The sequence below is a fragment of the Candidatus Cloacimonas sp. genome (assembly GCA_039680785.1).
Lineage (GTDB): Bacteria > Cloacimonadota > Cloacimonadia > Cloacimonadales > Cloacimonadaceae > Cloacimonas.
Map to the genome: position 1 here is coordinate 1 of JBDKSF010000009.1, position 19,492 is coordinate 19,492.

The following is a 19,492-nucleotide window of genomic DNA, read 5'->3' on the forward strand; positions in this document are numbered from 1 at the left end:
CCATAAAAGTATGGGTGAAATGCAAAGTTTGGCAAATGGAGTGGGTGACCTCAAAAAGGCGCTTACCAATGTTAAAACGCGGGGTGTTTTAGGCGAAATTCAGCTGGGCAATTTGCTGGAAGAAATACTAACTTCGGAACAGTATGAAAAGAATTTCCGTCCCAATAAAAATCGGGAAGAAAGAGTAGAATTCGCAATTCGCTTGCCTGGTAATTCAGAAGAGCAAGAATCTGTCTATTTGCCTATAGATGCAAAGTTTCCGATTGAGGACTATCATAGAATTATGGATGCTTATGATTCGGGAGACCTGGCGGCGGTGGAAAGTGCGCGTAAAAATTTGGTGCAAAGGATAAAAAACTGTGCCAAAGATATATTTGACAAATATTTGAATCCACCTGTCACAACTGACTTCGGAATGCTGTTTTTGCCTTTTGAGGGACTCTATGCGGAAGTTCTTAGAAATGCGGGACTTTTTGAATCCGTTATGCGCGATTATCATATTATTATTTGCGGTCCTACAACTACCGCAGCCGTGATAAACAGTTTACAAGTCGGGTTCAGAACTTTGGCGATCCAAAAAAAGACCTCCGAGGTCTGGAAAATACTTGCTTCCATCAAACAAGAATTTGGCAAATTCGGAACTATTTTGGAAAAAACCCAAAAGAAATTACAAGAGGCCTCCAATAACATTGAAGAAGCAAGTCACCGGAGTCGTCAAATTGAAAAACGCCTGGATAAAGTGCAGGAATTACCGGTAGAAGATAGTGAACATATTTTGGACATAATGTAGCCGGAGGACGCTGTTCCTCCGCAAGAAAAAAAATGCGGAGCTTCAGCGAGCTCCGGCTACCCAAAATGCAGAGCTTCAGCGAGCTCCGACTACACAAAAACTGTTTTCTGACAACTGTTTAGTTTGTTAGAACCGCTAAACAGATGCCTTCTTTTTTAATTATATTTGCCCGGTCGGAAGTAATCACATTACTAACTCCCCGGGATTGATAATTCCTAATTATCAGGTCTGTTAGAGGATATTTCAGATTCTGAGAAAAAGCAAATTCTATTTTGGGGGAAAGTGGCAACAAAGAAAGCAATTTTCCGCTGCAATTAACAAATTCAATGCTATCGGGCAAAATAAAGACGGTCTGATTTTCACTTTCCACGCGATAAGGAGTAGGAAACGACATTTTTACGGCAAAAGGAAGTTGCCTTTTCAATAGAAGCAAGGCAACGGACAAAGAATGGTCAAATCTACCCTGAAAATCGTTACAGATAATTATGTCACTATCTGGAAAGTGTTTATGACACCAGTCAAAAGCAAGTTCCGTATCGGTTTCATTTTTCTCGGAGGGGAAAAGATAAGTGGGTGTTTGGCTATATTTTTTTAGCAAAGCTGGCTCTACGGAATCTTGATCTCCTACTAATATCTCTGGCTTCAAACCCAGTTCATCAAGGTGTTTCAATCCATTATCTACGGCAATTATATGATCGGTAGTTTTGATGTTATGATAACCGGAAACGATATCCCGGGGAGAATGATTGGTAAAAAGATATGCCTTTGAATTTTCACCGTAGGGCATAGAGCGGTTCCTCTATGCGATTTAAATAAGCGACGGGATTCACTTTTTCTTGATTTAGATGCACTTCATAATGTAAATGAGGTCCGGTCGAAAGCCCTGAAGTGCCTATCAAACCAATAATCTGACCCTTAATAACTTGCTCTCCAGATTGAACCATATAACTGTAAAGATGAGCATAAAGGGTTTCATAGCCATTGCCATGATCTATTTTGATTCTTTTCCCATAATTAGTGTCATAATCAGTAGTTATAACTGTTCCCGCGGCGGTGGCGTAAACAGGTGTTCCGGTTTGATTGGCTATATCCATTCCACTATGAAATTCAATGTCGTTGTAAATAGGATGCACTCGTAAGCCCCAGCCATCCGAAATTCTACCAAAAGTAGGATAGATGGAAGGAATGAACTCATCCGTTGTATTTTCCGTAGAAATGGGATTGGATGCTGCAACTGGTTCAGAAATCGCCGTTAAAATAGTGGCAAGCTTAATTTCCAGGTTATCCATTTTTTCGCGTAAAGCAGGTTCAAAAGTAACTTTTTGTTTGCTCCCTTGCTTTAGATCCAAGGCAGGATAATCTTTGGCATCCTTAGAGATATTTACCTGTAAAGTATCTAACCTCTGATAGATGGAATCAACCGTGGCGGCGTAAAAATCAAGCTTCCAACGCATATTTTTGTTTTCCGTTTCCAAACGCTTGAGCTGTTCATTTCTGCTGGCGTTTCCACTTACCGTAATAAACATTATAAGAGTGGAAACCACTAAAAACAGCAGTAAAACAGCTATCAAAATCAAGGCATAATGAGGCATTATGAAACTGTGTTTAGCTCCATCCATTCCAACTTGATAGCTGATTTGCATTTTCCCTTTGCTTATATAATCGTTATTCAATTTATTTCTCGATATTTAGTTTTATAATGCAAGATATGAACCAATAAATCAGTAATTTGGCATCCCGTAGGGGAATCGAACCCCTGTTGCATGACTGAGAATCACGAGTCCTAGGCCACTAGACGAACGGGACATAGATTGCATAATTTATTTTATACTCTAACTTTTATGGCGACCCCTAGGGGAATTGAACCCCTCTTGCAAGAATGAAAATCTTGAGTCCTAACCAATAGACGAAGGGGTCGCAAACTGGTGATCCAGGTTGGACTCGAACCAACGACTCTCTGCTTAAAAGGCAGATACTCTTCCGCTGAGTTACTGGACCCTAATTATTGTTTACATTATTGAGCTAACTTTTGAAGAGCTGCTTTTGTGTCAAGCAAAATTCCTTGCCCTTATGTGTTATCTATTTCTCCATATATTGAAAGAGCTGCTCAAAAACATCTACCGGTAATCGTTTTGCTTTGCCTCCTGAAGCAAAAACGATGATCAAGGATGCCTCAAAGCATTTTTCGCCTTTCCCATTATATATTTCTTGAACCCATTTCCCTTTGATGCGATTCATTTCTGTAAAGCAGCTTTTGATGGTTACCATTTCATCGTGGTCTATGGATTTCAGATAATTCAATTCCACATAGCGGATTAACAGTTGAATTCCTTTTTCCTGTAAAGTGGATTGGGCAAGATTCATTTCGAACAATGCTTCACTGCGTGCCGCTTCCAATAATTGCAGATAGTTGGCATTATTTAAATGGCCGTAAATATCGCATTCATAGCCATAGATTCTTTTCGTAAAAGTCCAAATCATTATTCTTTATCCTCATAGATATATAGGGAGCGGAAATTTGCTTGACCGATATACCTGTTTATATTATTATGGAAAAAAATACCTAAGTAGAGGATATTATGGCAGCAAAAAATGTCAATCAGAAAATAATCCAGAATAAAAGAAAGCCGAATATACCATCGACTGCAACCAAGGTAAAACAACCATCCGCTTTCAGTAAACATCTTCCGTGGATCTTAGTGTTTATTCTTTTTCTTTTGTTAAGTTTAATTTATTTCCCTGTTGCCTATCAGGGAAAAGCACCTCAGGCATCAGACATAAATCAATGGCAAGGTGCTGCTAAAGCTATTATTGACTACAATGCAACTCATAAAGACAACGCTCTTTGGACTCCTTATATGTTTTCCGGTATGCCAACTTATATGATTTCCTTTCCCAATCGTTATCCATTTTTGGAAAGCATAACTAAGCTGACCGATAAAATTATCAACTGGCGTATTTTCTTGCTGTTTATTGGAGGTCTGGGTATCTTTTTGCTTTTAAGGCAGCTGAAAATGGATCCCTGGATTGCCTTTTTTGCCGCCATTGCTTTCACTTTTTCCTGCCATTGGGTGGGTTTATTGGATATTGGCCATAATACCAAATTTCGCGCTTTAATGTATATTCCTTGGGTTGTTTGGGCTCTCTTGCGTTTAAAAGAAAAGCCCAATATGCTCAATTTGGGCTTGCTGGCAACTTTTCTGATTACGCAATTAAGGGAAAATCATCCTCAGATAACCTATTATCTTTATTTGTTCATTGGAATGTTTTGGATTTACGGCTTAATTGAAGCAATTAAGGCAAAGCAATATAAAAAGTTTGGGAACTGGACAGGGCTAATTATTATTGCTTTTGTTTTAACCGCTATGGCGGTGATGAATCCTTATCTATCTACTTGGGAATATAGTCATTACACAATGCGGGGAGGAACAGCCGGACTGGAAAAAAGTTATGCTCAGGCATGGAGTTTTCCTCCTATGGAAATAATCGCACTGCTAATTCCCAATTTCTTTGGGGGCATTAATGAATATTATTGGGGTGCGATGCCTTTTACGCAAATTTATAATTACTTTGGCATAGTTGTTTTAGCTTTGGGAGTGATGGCTCTTTTTGGCAAGCATAGAAAGTTCTCCCTCTTTTTGTGGATTGCTTCCGCTATCTTTATGCTGCTAAGTTTTGGCAGTTTTGCGCCTGTGCTTTCTGATTTCTTTTTTAAATATCTTCCAATGTTCAATAAATTCCGGGTGCCTTCTATGACGCTAATAATGGTTCAATTTATTGCTGTTCTTCTGGCTGCTTTGGGTTTGGATACAATTGCTTCCCTGGAAAATAACAGCAAGTGGCAGAAGAAATTATTTACGGCTTTTTGGGTTAGCGGCGTGGTTTTTATCCTGTTCTTGATTTTGGGTAAAAGTATTTGTAGCGGTCTGCCTTTTACTAAAGCGGAAGAAATTGCCCGTTATAAAGAACAAAATGCGCTTAGCCAATTAGCATCGCTTAAGACAATGCGTCTTAATATGCTTTACAAAAGCGGGATAATGAGTTTGCTATTGCTGACCGTTTCGATTGGGTTATGTTATCTTGCCAGCGTAAAAAAAATAAAGAAAGTTGCCTTGATCTTGCTGATCACCCTGATTACTTTCATTGACCTCTATATATACACTGGCAAGCATTTAAAAGACCTCTATCCGGCAGATGAGAGAGCAGCGCGTTTCGTGACTCAGGATTTTGATCAATTTTTACTTGAGGATAAAGACAACTATCGCATTTATCCTTTTAATATGGGGCGAGTTAGAACTGCCGGAGAATGGGCTTATTATCATCAAACCATTGATGGTTACAGCGCTGCCAAACTAAAACGCTATGATGATATCTGGAAATTGATTCAGGGAGATGAAAAAAATGATGGCGAGTTTCTTCGCTATTTAAAAGGTGTCTATGCAAAAGGTGGAATTGAAACACCTACACCCATTTTGGATATGTTGGCTACCAGGTATATTGTCTTTCCTGATTCATTACCCTATGCCTCACTTTTAAATAAAATCAAGCCCGTTTTTAGCAGTTATACCGGTGCCAATATCTATCAAAATTTAACCGCTTACCCGCGGGCTTGGTTTGTTGACTCGCTGTCCGTAATTTCGGATCAGAATAGGCGTTTGCAAAAAATGCGTGACCCATACTTTAATCCGCGTTCTTTGGCTATTGTGGAAAGTAAAATAGAAGGCGTTTCTAAACCAGATAGCTGTTTTGCAAAAGAGACATTGTTTGATATGCACAATGTGAAATATGATGTGGCAACTGATAAGAATTCATTTCTGGTTGTTTCCGAAATTTATTATCCTGCTGGCTGGAAGGCCTTTATAGATGGCAAAGAAACCGAGATTTATCCTGTAAATCATATTTTGAGGGGAGTTAAAATCCCTGCGGGCAAACATACTTTGGAAATGAAGTTTATCTCCAAGACCTATAACCTTAGCTTGATTTTAAGTTTAACAGGTATCCTGGCAACAGTTGTTCTTCTGGCAATAGGAATTGGCTGGGAAATGAAAAAAGTCGAGAGGTCTTGAAGTCGAGGGGTCGAGAAGTCGAGGGGTCTTGAAGTCGAGAGGGCTTAAAGTCGAGAGGTCGAGAGGTCGAGGGGTCTTGAAGTCGAGAGGGCTTAAAGTCGAGGGGTCTTAAAGTCGAGAGGTCTTGAAGTCGAGGGGAAGATAGCAAGTTTGGGTAGCCGGAGCTCGCTGTAGCTCCGCTTTTGGGGTAGCCGGAGCTCGCTTTTTTTTCATGCGGAGGAACGGCGTCCTCCGGCTACACGCCGGGTTTCACTTTTCCACCTTTCCACTTTTCCACTTTCTTGTGGAGGAACCGCATCCTCCGGCTACAAAAGTTCTTCCAGGAGATTTTTCAGCAGTTCCAGCTTAGTATTTACTTCGGTAAATTTCTCTTTTTCTTTGGCGACAATTTCCTCTTTGGCATTATTCAGGAAATTGGGATTAGTCAGTTTTGCCTGAATACCGTTTAGTTCTTTAGCCAACTTTTCAATTTGTTTGCTGAGGCGATTTTTTTCACTTTCAATATCCACCAATCCGCTTAAGGGCAAAAATATCTCTATATTCCTAACTACGGAAGCAATTGCAGCTTTGGGTTTGGCAATATTCACCCCGCCGGAGAGAGTTTTCACTTTTGCCAAACGCCGGAAGTAAGCCATATAATTTTCAAAGAGTTCCGTTTGCGAACTTTCGGCAAAGCGAATAACAACATCAATTTCCTGAGCGGGAGCTAAGTTAATTTGTTTCCGCAAGTTCCGAATGGCAGTTATGCTTTCCTGCACAAAGCTCATATTATTATCAATATCATTATCTATCAGGGTTTCATCTGCCTCAGGAAAAGCGGCCACAATTAGCGCATCTTCTTCCATCGGGAAGATTTTTTTAATGTTCTGCCAGATCTCTTCCGTAATAAAAGGCATAATTGGATGCAGCAAACGCATTCCATTTTGCATTACATTCAGCAGAATATATTTTGCCGTTAAGCTGCTTTCCTTTTCGGCAGAAGGATTTAAACGATCTTTACTCAGCTCAATATACCAGCTGCAAAATTCATCCCACATAAACTTGAAGATAGCGTTGGCAGCATCGTTAAACCTTAAATTTTCATAGTGTTCGCGCACTTCGTTTATTACTTCCTGCAGACGAGAAATTATCCATCTATCGGCAAGTTCCAGCTGCAATTCATTTTCTGAGGGCAATCCTTCAATATTTTCCGCATTCAGCATAATGAATCTATAGGCATTCCACATTTTATTGGCAAAGTTGCGTCCTGTTTCCAAAATGCTTTCGCTGAAAATAACATCCGCACCTTTCGGAGTGCCAAAAATCATACTGAACCTTAAAGCATCGGCACCCACGGTTTTAATTAAATCAATCGGATCAGGAGAATTACCCAAGGACTTGCTCATTTTGCGTCCGATGTCATCTCTCACGGTTCCATGAAGCAAAACAGTGTCAAAGGGAATTTTATCCCTAAAATGGAGAGTGCTCATAATCATTCTGGCAACCCACAGGTAGATAATTTCCGGAGCCGTAATTAACACATTGGTAGGAAGATAGTATTTAAGATCTGCTGTTTCGTCAGGCCAACCCATTGTAGAAAATGGCCATAACCAACTGGAAAACCAAGTATCCAGCACATCGGAATCCTGAGTGAATTTCGTTCCGCCACATTGAGGACACTTTTCCGGCATTGCTTTTGCCACAATCATATTGTTACAATTATCACAATAATATACAGGAATGCGATGTCCCCACCAAATTTGCCGTGAGATACACCAGTCCCGAATATTGTTCATCCAGTGCATATAGACCTTTGTCCAGCGTTCTGGTTGAAACTTAACTTCTCCCTTTTCCACAACTTCTATGGCTTTTTTGGCTAAGGGAGCCATTTTTACAAACCACTGATCGGAAAGATATGGCTCCACTATTGTATTACAACGATAACAACGACCTACGGAATAAGGATGTGTTTCCGTTTTTTCCAAAAGATTCTGTTCGGATAGCATTTGTAAAACTTTTTCCCGGCAGGCATAGCGTTCTAAACCTTCAAAATCCTTTCCTGCATTTGCATTCATAATTCCGGTTTCATCCATCACCAAAATCTGCGGTAAATTGTGCCGGATGCCAATTTCAAAATCGTTGGGATCGTGGGCGGGAGTCACTTTCACGCAACCAGTTCCAAAATCACGATCAACATATTCATCCGCAATAATAGGTATCTTTCTATCCGTTAAGGGCAACAACAGTTCTTTTCCAAGTAAGGATATATAGCGTTCATCTTTTGGATTTACGGCAACAGCAACATCTCCCAACATTGTTTCCGGACGAGTTGTAGCCACCGTTACATAACCATTTCCATCAGCAAAAGGATAATGAATATACCAAAGGTGACCATTTTCATCCGTATGCTCCACTTCGTCATTCGCCAAAGCGGTAACGCAACGCGGACACCAGTTGATAATATATTTCCCTTTATAGATCAAGCCCTCTTCATATAAAGTTACAAAGACCTCTTTCACAGCTCGCGAAAGCATATCATCCATCGTAAAACGCAAACGCTCCCAATCGCAACTTGCGCCTAAAAGCTTTAACTGATCTATGATTATATTGCCTTTTTCATTTTTCCACTGCCAGATTTTTTCCACCAGTTTTTCTCTACCCAATTCCTGACGCGTGATACCCTGTTTGGCAAGATCTTTTTCCACCATATTTTGAGTGGCAATTCCAGCATGATCTACGCCCGGTAACCAAAGAGTTGGTTCACCCTTCATTCGATGATAACGAACAGCAACATCTTGCAAAGTATTATTGAGAACATGTCCAATATGCAAAATTCCCGTTACATTAGGAGGGGGCATCAGAACGGTGAACGGTTTTTGAGCTGAGTTTTCTCGGGGCTTGAAATAGCCGTTTTCTTCCCAAAATTTATACCATTTCTTCTCCAAATCCTGTGGTTCATAAGCTTTACTTATTTCCATTTTGATAGTTACCTCGCTTTAATGTCGTTGTTGCTGCTTTTGCTAAATATAATTTATCTATTTTAAACCAATTCTGAAAAGAGGATTTGGCGTCAAGGAAAAGCTGTTTTGAGTGAGGTGGATTGATTTTACACCGAAAACACCGAAAAAACCGAAAATACCGAAAAAAAGGGGAGCACACAGATAAAAAAGATTATAGGCCTGGGATGAACAGGATGAACAGGATTTACAGGATTTCTAATTTTAGTTTCATCAGGAATGATACATACTAACGACAGGTTTTAACCCGTTGCAAAATAGGATAAATAATAAGTCCCAGCGGGACGACAGGTACTAACGACGGGTTTTAACCCGTTGCAAAGTAGGATAAATATTAAGTCCCAGCGGGACGACAGGTATTAACGACGGGTTTTTAACCCGGCGCAAAATAAAGGAGGGTTGATTTCCTCGTCAACCACAACAAACAAACTTTCAAGCTGTCATAGAATTTAGTGGAAACTGCATAATTTAGTTGTCAGAGGAACGACGAGGATTTCGTTCTTCCTTTTCCATAGTTTCAACAGATTTGGTATTAGAAACAAGAATAACTACGCCGCAAAAATACAGGAGGGTTGATTTCCTCGTCAACCACAACAAACAAACTATCAAGCTGTCATAGAATTTAGTGGAAACTTGATAACTCGGTTGTCAGCATTTATCCTCTGTATTTACACAATTGTGATGTATTCTATGGATAGCAAAATAAGGCAGAAGTAAAAAAATACAAAGAAAAAAAAGAAGTTGACACTAAATAGAGAGTAATAATGAATAGTCCTAAATTTATTGTGTGGAGCGTTAGCTACATTATGAGTCAGGAAACCTTATTATCTCTGAAACAAGCTGCCTCAGAGTTAAATGTATCAGAAGCTACAATCCGTAATTGGATTAAACTGGAACTTATTACACCGTTTAATATGAGAAAGAATATAATTGCCAAAAATGAAGTTATCAGAATAAGAAATCAAATATTGAATGGTGACATTAGTAAATTAAGATCAAGAGCAAATAAGCTTAGCAGTTCTAATTCTTTTGTCCCAAATGAATATATTTCCACTCAGCTTGGCGATATTTTAATTAAAATCAATGCTATTTGCCAAAAAGCGGAACTATCTATTAGTGATGCAATGTTTTATTCTACTCTGCTGATTCTTTTGCATCAGCAGGAAGTTACTATTATAAAATGTAGTAAACCACATACAACTAAGTTTTGTTTTAGAAGAAAGAATGTTGAACTTATTATGTTAGAATGGGAAAAGGAATTATCTGAAAACTATAATGAAATTATCACTAAACAATTGCTTGAAGGTGTTTGTTTTAATATAGACAGCTGTAAAGTTGACTTACTTGGGGCATTATATCAGGTTATTATGAAAGAAGGTAATAAATCATCAAAAGGGTCTTATTTTACCCCTGCCTTCATTATTGATGATATAATTTCCCGATATTACAAAGAAAATGATAAAATTCTTGATCCTTGTTGTGGCTCAGGTCAATTTCTACTGAGGTTTGCCAAGCAAAGTAAGTGCTCTTACGAAAATTTATTTGGCATAGACATTGATAAAATTTGCGTTAGAATAGCAGCTATCAATCTTTTACTCTGGTATAATAACGCAGATTTCACTCCGCATATATATCATCTCAATACTCTTCAAGATATTGACCCGAATTCATTCTTTGATGAACATAGTTTCTTATATGATACTTTTGATATTGTAGCTACTAATCCTCCTTGGGGTTCTGTTATAGATAGATACAGATATAAGAATAAATTCCCTCAGATATCTTCAGGTGAATCATTCTCTTACTTTCTTGTTATGTCGCACCTTTTTGCTAAGCACAAAGGTATTGTTTCCTTTGTGCTGCCTGAATCCATACTTAACATTCATATACATAAAGATATAAGAAAATACATCTTAGAACATTTTAATATTATTCAAATTACTGACTTAGGAAAAGTATTTACTGGTGTCTTTACCAAAGTATATCGTCTTGACCTGAAGAAAGAAACTCCTTTTCCTGAGCATTTGGTTCAAATTCAAAGAGACAATAATATTTTTAGCCAAAATCAATCGGTTTATTTCGCTAATTCAGATTATATATTTAATCTCCAATATCAAGAAGATGTTTCAGATATTATTAACAAAGTGTATGCTAAAAATCACTTAACTCTTAAAAACAACGCAGATTGGGCATTAGGAATTGTTACCGGTAATAATGATAAATATATTAGCAAAGAATGCAAAGCCGGATATGAAGAAATTTATCGTGGCAAAGATGTATTTCCTCTCTTTTTGGATAAAGCAAATGAATATATCCTATTCCAACCAGAAATATTTCAGCAAGTTGCTCCTGAATGGAAATATCGTGCCAAGGAAAAGCTTGTCTACAGGTTTATATCTAATCAACTAATCTTCGCTTATGATAATAGACAAGTGCTTACATTAAACAGTGCAAATATTTGTATTCCTAAGTTTTCTGGTATTTTAATGCAGACCATTGCAGTAATATTCAACACCCAAATATATAATTTTTTGTTTTCTTTCCTTTGTAACACTCATAAAGTGTTAAGGTCAGACCTGGAAAAATTACCAATCCCTCTAGATTTTCTGAAAACTAACGCTGAGATTCACGATATAACAAGAGCAATATTCGCGGGAAATAGTTCTTTGGAAAGTATGGATAGTTATCTTTTCCGTTATCTTGAAATTACGGAAGAACAGCAGCAAAAAATACATAATTACAGGAGAAAATAATGGAACAACTTGAACAATTTTTGAAGGAACAAATATCATTTCTTAGCGATAAAGAACATAATGAGCTGGTTGGTAGGTTAGCTAATTTGATATCTGCGTATCCCTTTAATCAATATGAATTTATAATTTCCACTCTTTTAGGATTAGATAAACTTACTACTGAAGATTACTATGCTTTAAGAGATGACTATATAGGAAGAAATATGTTTTTATACCTATATGAAATCAGTGCTCCAAGAGGATTTGGTGAGACATGGGGTCAAAGCCATCTTAAGGAGTTAGTTCCGCAATTAGAAAAACCTTCTAAAAAAAAGGACCCTAATTATTCAGGAGAATATGATTTTCTTTTAGACGATATAGTTAAGATTGAAGTGAAAGCATCTCGGGCAGTAGATTTTAATAGTGATGAACCTCTATACATAAAGGCATTATCCTCAAATTCGCGTAAGCGTTTTGATATGAATTTTCAACAGATAAAACCCTATTGCTGTGATGTATTTGTCTGGATTGCAGTTTGGCGTGATCTGATTAGGTATTGGGTTCTATCTTCTAAAGAGGTCTTTAGTGATAAAAACTATTCTACTGGGCAACATAGAGGAAATCACAATGAAGGACAACTTCATATTAACGAAAGAAATATAAAACAATATAACAAGTATTTATCATCTCCCGATAAATTATTGAAAGCGTTAAGAAATGCATATAAGCGACAGATAGGTATTATGGGTAAAAAACGCAATCCCTCAAGAATATAGATTATAGTGTCCAAAGAAAAATAATTCACTTTATTTAGCAATGTGTTAGCTAAAAATATGCGAAAGTTGAACTAAAATTGTTTTAGCAGTGAGGAGAAAATTTTTACACCAAAAACACCGTAAAACCGATAATACCAAACAAGATGGGAGCACTCAGGATTGCTTTTAGAAACAAGGATTTTTAAGATTTTCCAGAGAGAGGCGAATATAAACAGGTCATAAGATATCAATTAACTTACTATAAATAAGTCATAAGATATCAATTAACTTACTCAATTTAGGGAAGGAAGAATCAATGTATCTTGATTATTTTGGTAATTACTTTTTCCTTGCCTGAGGTTACTTTAACAAAATAAACTCCGGAGCCAGTGATTTTTCCTGCATTATCTTTTCCGTTCCAGATAAATTGCAGGTCTTTATGAGGATAGCCATTAAATACGCTTTGCACGATTTGTCCTTTCAGATTGTAGATTTTAACATCCATCAATTTGCTCGGATCAGCATTTTCTACAGTTAATGTCGTTTCATTCACGAAGGGATTAGGATAATTGGGAAGTACCTTTAGTCCTATATTAGGAGGGGGAATATCGGGTTTGGTTGTTTCCTGGAAAAGGTTAGCAAACACATATTTAATTAAATTTGTAGCCGACTCAGCTTGCATATTGTAAAGTGGAAAACTTAAACATACTGTTTGACCTTCTGCATAGTTGTGATGAATACCTACACTTTTCCCATTTAAGGAACCCTGATTGCTATCAGAACCATAATCGGAGCCATACTGATAAATACTTTCCTCAGGATTCACCGGTTCCAATCCTTCCACACCAAAGATATGACCATTCCAAGTGGACAATGTTTTTAAACTATCAACTTGGAGAGCCGGATAATTTTCATCATTGGGAATTGCATATTTAAAGCGTGCTTGTCCACTATAATTTACACCCCCGATTCCCAAAACTTCATAAATAAAACTATCTGCAGAAAATAATGCTGGATAGCCAGCATTCATTTCAAATGCCTTACCCGGATAATAGACAGTAATAAATAAATTACCTCCCAACCGGATATATTGTTCTAAAGCATCACGAATCTCGTAGGGATATGTGTTATCACTCATATCATTGCCATGCTACAAAATAGAAGAATAAATACCAATATCTGCCATTTTCAAGATACTGGTTTGTTCTTCCAAATCCAAATGGGAGACATTTTCAAAGTTCTCCAATAGATCATTGTAAAAATCATCAACTGCTTCATCAGTCGGTTGAAAAGGAGATGTTCCGCTAAAATTTTTGCTTTCGTCTATCACATAAATACCTCTGTCCATTGAAATTATCCTACTTGCCAAAGGAGCGGAAAATTGACTTTGATTTCCCTCTAAATCATTGGCAGTAATGCTATAGTAATAATATTCCTCATTACTTTCCACATTCGCATCAATATAAGCAGTATCAGAGAAAGAAACAGTTGCAATCAGTGTTTTTGTTCCGTTTAAGCCGAGAGAGCGATAGATACTATAACTGACAATATCCAGTTCCGGATTAGGCAGCCATTTGATAGTTATAGAGGTTGTATCCGGAAAATCAGCAATTAAATTGGGTGTGGTTGGAACCGAAAAAGGAATTCCACTTGCAAATTTTCGCATACTTACAAAGCCAGAATCATTTACCGCACAAACAGCTATGTTATAATATAGTCCTTCTTCAAGCCCACTAATAGAACACTGGTTAGCATTCACATATTGCCAGAAAGTTAGAGAATCAATTTCTGTTCCGTAATATACCGCGTATTTAGTAACTTCCGGATCGGAGGAAATATCCCATTCAGCCAATAAGGAGTTTCCTGTTCCAGGATCATAGACCTTTAAATTTTCCACCAATATTGGCTGATTGGCAAAAACAGCAACGGTTGCAGTGGCTGCTTTAACTATTTCAGCTTCATACTGAAAATCCAGATAATCAATTAAATCCTCGTTGCTATGATAATAGGAACTGATATATCGTTCAAAGAAAAATACGGCATTAAATCCGTTTCTTGAAAAAATAGAGCTATCAGAGCCCATACCTGTAACTCCCAAAACCGGTTGATAGGAACTATATAATTCTGCTATTCTCATCGTTTCATAACTATATTCCTCACAACCTAAATATGGCATAACCCGAAACTCTTGACTAACCTCCAAATTATTAGCTACCATATCCAGGTTTATCATCACTCTGATATTTTGGTTTTCAGCGATAGCATAATCGCAATATGTTTCCGATCCCCAGGCGGAACCTTCTTCTGCACTAAAGGCAATAAAACGAATTGAACATTTTGGTTGATATCCTGTAGCCATCATCACTCTGGCAATTTCCAATACCCCAGCTGTACCACTGGCATTATCATCTGCACCGGGAGCAAAAGTAAAAAAATCAGAATTAAAGGAAATTGAATCATAATGCCCTCCTACAATGATATAAATATCAGGATATAAGTATCCTGGAATAGTGGCAATTACATTATATTGAGTAGTATTATTATGTGGATATTCCTGCATCCAAGTATTGGTAAAGCCATAACTTTCAAATTTTCCCTTAATCCAATTTGCCACCTCTAAATGATTATCAGCCAAAGCATAACGCTTTTGATAATTCTGCAGGTGTTGAACATACGCTTTCAAAGTATCAGCATTCACCATAGATATCATATTTATAATATCTGGTTTCGGATCTGCAAACTGAGCGGACAGAAAACTGATTGCAATTAAAAAAGCCAATAGAAAGCAGGTCTTTTTCATTGTTTCTCCTATAAAGTCCATTTACCGGGCAGCTAAGCAATTGCTTTTATCTTAATCTGCCCGCTGCTTCTTGTCAGATGAGTGCCATATACAGGAGCAATATCTTTTGGGTTATCTAATTCACTTTCCGTAATTTTTCTTCTCCTAAATTATAAATATTTATGAATGCGGATTTGTCAATAAAAATAATTACCATCCTTTTTTCGCCTCATCATACTTAGTGGGATGTCTTATGACTCAGTAACACTTCCGTAACACTTCTCTTATTTCGTTAGAGAAGTGTTACGGCATTGTTACAGTGTTATGAAAGGATTTGGCAAGCGGGAAGTGAAGATGGCTTGTAAATGGGGTAAAGATTTTGGGGGGGAGCAAAAGGTGGGGGAAAATAATTTTCTTGCGGAGGACCGGCGTCCTCCAGCTACACAAAATGCGGAGGATCGGCGTCCTCCGACTACACAAAATGCGGAGGATCAGCGTCCTCCGGCTACACTTTTGGGGAGATAGGTTCAGCTATTGCTATTTATACAGCGTAACGAAAAAATCCCTGCCGATATTTTCTATGCGGCATTGCCAGGGAGCAATATTGGCAAAAAGTTCTTGCAGTTGTTTTTCACTATAAAGGTAAAGCGGGCATTTAAATTTATAGCGAATTTGGCGTTGCCAAGCCAAAAAGCCCTTACTGGAGGGAAAACTGAAGAGAACTTTCTCGGTTGCCAAACGCATTGTTTTAGCTATAACCTGTTGGGGATTTTCCATATAGTCCATAAAACCCATTAGAATAAGGTAGTTATACTTTTTATCTTCCGGTAGAGTATTAAAATCGGCAAGGGCAAATTGGCAGATATTATCCATTCCCGTTTTTTGGGCTTCCTTTTTTGCCAGTTCGATCATCCCTGGGGCAAAATCTATGCCGTAAATTAGTGCGGGTGAATATTTTGCCAAAGTTAAATCATAAATTCCGGAACCACAACCGATATCCAGAATTGTCTTATCTTTTAAAGGTTTACATTCCTCTATGGTCTTCTGAAAGCGAATCCGCATTGTTTGCCGAAACCATTTATTGATAAGGCGTTGAAAAGGTCCTGTCCCCGTTCCGTAAATGGCATTGAAATCGCCAGCATAGCCATCAAAAAAGGATGCTGTTTTTGCTTTATTTTGCATCTAATTATCCTTCATTGTTTTTATATATTCTTTACAGGTAACAAATTTGCCGCTGGAAAGAATTGCCTTTAGCTTGGGTTGCACCGTATTTAAGTTTACATAACTTTTAAAATAGGCACGCCTATTCATTTTCAAGCGTGGATGTTGTGGCTCAATTTCCCGTGGGTGAATGTAATATAGAGTCGGTATTCCCTGTTGGGCAAGTTTTTTATGCATAGATAGTATAATCCGTTTGGGGAATAAACGCAAATATCCTCCACCGAAGAAACAAAATTCCTTCCCACATAAAGGCGCCACAGAAATCGGAAATTCACAGATATCACCCTTGGCGGTTTTTATCCAGAAGGGTTTTTTCTGCGTGGTTTTATACCCTCCGTAATCTCTTTTAACGGGAAAAACAGATGAATCGGCAGAAAAACCCGCTTCCGCAAGTGCATCAAAAAACCAAGGTATAGCTTCGGTGACGGAAAAACTGGGGCTTCTGAAAGCAGTAACTTCTTCGGAACAAATATCTTCCAATATTTTCTTGGAGGAAAGCAAATCGGCAATAAAATCCTCCCTGCTCATTTTATAGATCAGGCGATGATACATACTGTGCGAAGCAATTTCGTGCCCTCTTTTTTGGGCTTCTTTTACTAAATGGGGATATTTTTTAGCTACATATCCCAGAAAGAAGCAGGTTGCCTTAACTTGGTATGTATCAAGCATATCCAGCAATTTTAAAAAACCGCTTTCTACTATGCTCGGTAGAGAATCCCATTCCGAAACAGGTGGCTCACCTCTTTCTTCGGTAACATTATAATAGTCCTCTACATCTATTGTGAATATGGATTTAGGGTTTTCCATCATATTTTTTAGCTCCCTTGGTAGAAAAATTCCTTACTGCAATGAGAGGGAAAAATGTCAATAGGTTTTTCAGCGCTGATGCTAAGTAAGGTATAATCCCAAAAGGTAACTTTGGCTTATGTAGCCGCTAATGGCATAAATATTTAAGGCGTGTCTTTTTTTTGGTGTTACTGGATTGACAACTTTGGTCGGTTTTCATTTCTGGGTTTTTATATGGAAGAAAAGAAAAAAAACACTGATCTCCACAGCGAGGTTAAATACCTGAAAGGAGTGGGAGAAAATCGTGCTCGCCTTTTAGGCAAACTTGGCATAAAGAGCATTTTGGATTTGATGGAGTATTTTCCCAAGGCATATATCAACCGCAAAGTGAATGTGGCTTTAACAGAAATTAAACCGGGTGATTTAATTGCTTTCACGGCAATGATATCCTGGGTTGATGTGCACAAATCGGCAAAAGGCAAAAATATCCTTAATGTGGGCGTTAGTGATGGAAAAGTAAGGTTAATTTGCTCCTGGTTTGCATATCCAACCATTTATGAAAAAATGTTCATTCCGGGTAGATCAGTGTGGTTGAATGGAACAATTTCAGAATTTAACGGTCAATTACAAATGATTCATCCCGAATTTGAACTGATTGATGATGAAGAAGAAGCAAAAGACGCTTTCTGGAAAAATCAGGAGGTCTTACCGGTTTATCCTTTAACGGAAGGGATTAACCAAAAATTGATGCGGCGGTTGATTTACGGTGCTTTTGGTCTTTATGCGGATCTGATAGAAGAAAAGCTGCCGGACTACATTTTGGCAAAACATAATTTTCTGCCGCGCAAAATTGCCTTGCAAAAAATGCACTTTGGTCAACATCCGAAAGAAATGGAAATAGTCCGCAGGCGTTTTGCCTACGAGGATTTTTTTTATTCTCAACTGTTATGGGCGCGGCATAAAATATATCATACCACAAAAACGCAGGGTATTTCATTTATCAATAAAAAACAACTGACAACCGCTCTTTATAAAAAATTGCCCTTTACTTTAACTCGCGCGCAGAAAAAGGTCTTATGGGAAATTTTTGCCGATATGTGGTCTGAAAAACAGATGAGTCGTTTATTGCAAGGTGATGTAGGCAGTGGAAAAACAGTGGTGACTTTATTTGCAATGCTTTTGGCTGTGGAAAATGATTATCAAGCGGTAATGATGGCGCCAACGGAAATTTTGGCGGAACAACATTATGAAACAATATCCTCTCTGCTAAAAGGTTTTGACCTTCAGGTTCATTTGCTTAAAGGGGGTGTTTATAAAGGTAAGGACGAAATCAAAGAGGCAATAGCCAGTGGTAAAGCTCAAATTGTGATTGGAACGCATGCCCTTTTACAAAAAGACATTAAATTCAAACGGTTGGGTTTTGCTTGTGTTGACGAACAACATCGTTTTGGAGTGGAACAACGTGCCCAATTAGCGCGAATGGCTTTGCACCCTGATTTATTATATCTTTCGGCAACTCCCATTCCGCGCAGTTTGGCAATGACCGTTTATGGCGATTTGGAAGTGAGCATTTTAGATGAACTACCCCCTACCCGGAAACCGGTGACAACTATTATCCGCCCTGCCAATAAGATAGAAACCGTTTATAGTGAAATCCGCAAAGAGCTTGAAGCCGGCAGACAAGTGTATATTGTGTGTCCTTTGATAGAAGAATCCGAAAAAATCTCCCTCGTGGATGCCACGCAACTTTATGAATATATTTCTACGAAGGTCTTCCCTGAATATCCTGCTTGCCTTTTACATGGAAGAATGCCAGCCAAAGTAAAGGACTCTATTATGCTGCGTTTTAAGGCAGGCGAAATAAAAATTTTGGTTTCCACAACCGTGATTGAAGTGGGAGTGGATATTCCCAATGCCAGTGTGATGATCGTAGAACACGCCGAGCGATTTGGTTTGGCTCAATTACATCAATTGCGAGGTAGAGTTGGCAGAGGAAATGCAAAAGCATATTGTTATTTGATATATCACGAACCGGTGAATAAAATTGCCTGGCAACGCCTCGCCACAATGACTAAAACCACGGACGGTTTTATAATTGCTGAAAAGGATTTGGAACTACGCGGACCGGGCGATCTTTTTGGTTTTGAACAATCCGGTATGCCCCAATTTCATTTTGCCAATATTATGCGCGATCAGCAAATCCTGCAACAAGCAAGAAAAGATGCCTTTGAAATAATAAAAGCAGATCCCGATTTTAAGCTGCCCGAAAATGGCCTCGTAAAAAAACTGTATTTTAGCCAATATATTAAAAAAGAAGAGCTTATCTTATATTAGCGCCCTGCGTGAAGAAAAAAGAGTTTGACGAAA

13 protein-coding genes and 3 tRNA genes are annotated in these 19,492 nt (G+C 38.1%); 5 read left to right on the plus strand and 11 right to left on the minus strand.

Annotated elements, in window-relative coordinates:
- Positions 1–790, plus strand: a 790-nt coding sequence (locus ABFC98_00245; protein MEN6444460.1) for a DNA recombination protein RmuC, incomplete at its 5' end; no start/stop codon positions are given.
- A 118-nt stretch (positions 791–908) separates the two neighbouring features.
- On the opposite strand, the gene ABFC98_00250 is transcribed toward ABFC98_00245, so the two are convergent.
- The 6 genes from ABFC98_00250 to ABFC98_00275 form a co-directional block, all read right to left on the minus strand.
- The gene (locus ABFC98_00250; GenBank protein ID MEN6444461.1) at positions 909–1,577 is read right to left on the minus strand and encodes a thiamine diphosphokinase; all 669 of its coding nucleotides are present in this window, start codon (positions 1,575–1,577) and stop codon (positions 909–911) included.
- Positions 1,564–2,433 (minus strand): M23 family metallopeptidase, encoded by an 870-nt coding sequence (locus ABFC98_00255; protein ID MEN6444462.1) that lies wholly within the window; start codon positions 2,431–2,433, stop codon positions 1,564–1,566. Before ABFC98_00255 ends, ABFC98_00250 begins: the two co-directional genes overlap by 14 nt.
- 87 nt (positions 2,434–2,520) lie before the next feature.
- A tRNA-Glu gene (locus ABFC98_00260) sits at positions 2,521–2,596 on the minus strand.
- Between the two features lie 36 nt (positions 2,597–2,632).
- Positions 2,633–2,707, minus strand: a tRNA-Glu gene (locus ABFC98_00265).
- Positions 2,708–2,713: 6 nt separating this feature from the next.
- Positions 2,714–2,788 (minus strand) — tRNA-Lys (locus ABFC98_00270).
- Between the two features lie 81 nt (positions 2,789–2,869).
- Positions 2,870–3,271, minus strand: coding sequence for an acyl-CoA thioesterase (locus ABFC98_00275; protein MEN6444463.1), 402 nt, complete (start codon positions 3,269–3,271; stop codon positions 2,870–2,872).
- A gap of 98 nt (positions 3,272–3,369) precedes the next feature.
- On the opposite strand from ABFC98_00275, the gene ABFC98_00280 reads away from it, so the two are divergent.
- Entirely contained in the window at positions 3,370–5,856 is a 2,487-nt protein-coding gene (locus ABFC98_00280) for a YfhO family protein (GenBank protein ID MEN6444464.1), read from the plus strand.
- A 305-nt stretch (positions 5,857–6,161) separates the two neighbouring features.
- Here ABFC98_00280 and ABFC98_00285 read toward each other — a convergent pair whose 3' ends face one another.
- On the minus strand, positions 6,162–8,813 hold the full coding sequence (locus ABFC98_00285) for a valine--tRNA ligase (GenBank protein MEN6444465.1): 2,652 nt from the start codon (positions 8,811–8,813) through the stop codon (positions 6,162–6,164).
- 803 nt (positions 8,814–9,616) lie between these two features.
- Here ABFC98_00285 and ABFC98_00290 point away from each other — a divergent pair.
- On the plus strand, positions 9,617–11,605 hold the full coding sequence (locus tag ABFC98_00290; protein ID MEN6444466.1) for an N-6 DNA methylase: 1,989 nt from the start codon (positions 9,617–9,619) through the stop codon (positions 11,603–11,605).
- Complete coding sequence (locus ABFC98_00295) at positions 11,605–12,360, plus strand: hypothetical protein (protein ID MEN6444467.1); 756 nt, start codon at positions 11,605–11,607, stop codon at positions 12,358–12,360. The genes ABFC98_00290 and ABFC98_00295 overlap by 1 nt, the downstream gene beginning before the upstream one ends.
- 292 nt (positions 12,361–12,652) lie before the next feature.
- Here ABFC98_00295 and ABFC98_00300 read toward each other — a convergent pair whose 3' ends face one another.
- The 4 genes from ABFC98_00300 to ABFC98_00315 all read right to left on the minus strand — a co-directional run bounded on the left by ABFC98_00300 (position 12,653) and on the right by ABFC98_00315 (position 17,149).
- Complete coding sequence (locus ABFC98_00300) at positions 12,653–13,477, minus strand: T9SS type A sorting domain-containing protein (protein MEN6444468.1); 825 nt, start codon at positions 13,475–13,477, stop codon at positions 12,653–12,655.
- Between the two features lie 12 nt (positions 13,478–13,489).
- Positions 13,490–15,139, minus strand: coding sequence for a M20/M25/M40 family metallo-hydrolase (locus tag ABFC98_00305; protein MEN6444469.1), 1,650 nt, complete (start codon positions 15,137–15,139; stop codon positions 13,490–13,492).
- Positions 15,140–15,655: 516 nt separating this feature from the next.
- On the minus strand, positions 15,656–16,300 hold the full coding sequence (locus ABFC98_00310) for a methyltransferase domain-containing protein (protein ID MEN6444470.1): 645 nt from the start codon (positions 16,298–16,300) through the stop codon (positions 15,656–15,658).
- On the minus strand, positions 16,301–17,149 hold the full coding sequence (locus ABFC98_00315; protein MEN6444471.1) for a polysaccharide deacetylase family protein: 849 nt from the start codon (positions 17,147–17,149) through the stop codon (positions 16,301–16,303). It abuts the gene before it with no gap.
- A 210-nt stretch (positions 17,150–17,359) separates the two neighbouring features.
- On the opposite strand from ABFC98_00315, the gene recG reads away from it, so the two are divergent.
- Positions 17,360–19,459 carry an ATP-dependent DNA helicase RecG gene (gene recG / locus ABFC98_00320; protein MEN6444472.1) on the plus strand — a complete coding sequence of 700 codons (2,100 nt, stop codon included), beginning with the start codon at positions 17,360–17,362 and terminating at the stop codon, positions 19,457–19,459.
- Positions 19,460–19,492: the final 33 nt, after the last annotated feature.

What these genes read in the sequence shown, in the direction of transcription:
- ABFC98_00250 (MEN6444461.1), bottom strand. Translation starts at nt 1,577, where the DNA reads ATGCCCTACGGTGAAAATTCAAAGGCATATCTTTTTACCAATCATTCT.
- ABFC98_00255 (MEN6444462.1), bottom strand. Translation starts at nt 2,433, where the DNA reads ATGCAAATCAGCTATCAAGTTGGAATGGATGGAGCTAAACACAGTTTC.
- ABFC98_00275 (MEN6444463.1), bottom strand. Translation starts at nt 3,271, where the DNA reads ATGATTTGGACTTTTACGAAAAGAATCTATGGCTATGAATGCGATATT.
- ABFC98_00280 (MEN6444464.1), top strand. Translation starts at nt 3,370, where the DNA reads ATGGCAGCAAAAAATGTCAATCAGAAAATAATCCAGAATAAAAGAAAG.
- ABFC98_00285 (MEN6444465.1), bottom strand. Translation starts at nt 8,813, where the DNA reads ATGGAAATAAGTAAAGCTTATGAACCACAGGATTTGGAGAAGAAATGG.
- ABFC98_00290 (MEN6444466.1), top strand. Translation starts at nt 9,617, where the DNA reads ATGAATAGTCCTAAATTTATTGTGTGGAGCGTTAGCTACATTATGAGT.
- ABFC98_00295 (MEN6444467.1), top strand. Translation starts at nt 11,605, where the DNA reads ATGGAACAACTTGAACAATTTTTGAAGGAACAAATATCATTTCTTAGC.
- ABFC98_00300 (MEN6444468.1), bottom strand. Translation starts at nt 13,477, where the DNA reads ATGAGTGATAACACATATCCCTACGAGATTCGTGATGCTTTAGAACAA.
- ABFC98_00305 (MEN6444469.1), bottom strand. Translation starts at nt 15,139, where the DNA reads ATGAAAAAGACCTGCTTTCTATTGGCTTTTTTAATTGCAATCAGTTTT.
- ABFC98_00310 (MEN6444470.1), bottom strand. Translation starts at nt 16,300, where the DNA reads ATGCAAAATAAAGCAAAAACAGCATCCTTTTTTGATGGCTATGCTGGC.
- ABFC98_00315 (MEN6444471.1), bottom strand. Translation starts at nt 17,149, where the DNA reads ATGATGGAAAACCCTAAATCCATATTCACAATAGATGTAGAGGACTAT.
- recG (MEN6444472.1), top strand. Translation starts at nt 17,360, where the DNA reads ATGGAAGAAAAGAAAAAAAACACTGATCTCCACAGCGAGGTTAAATAC.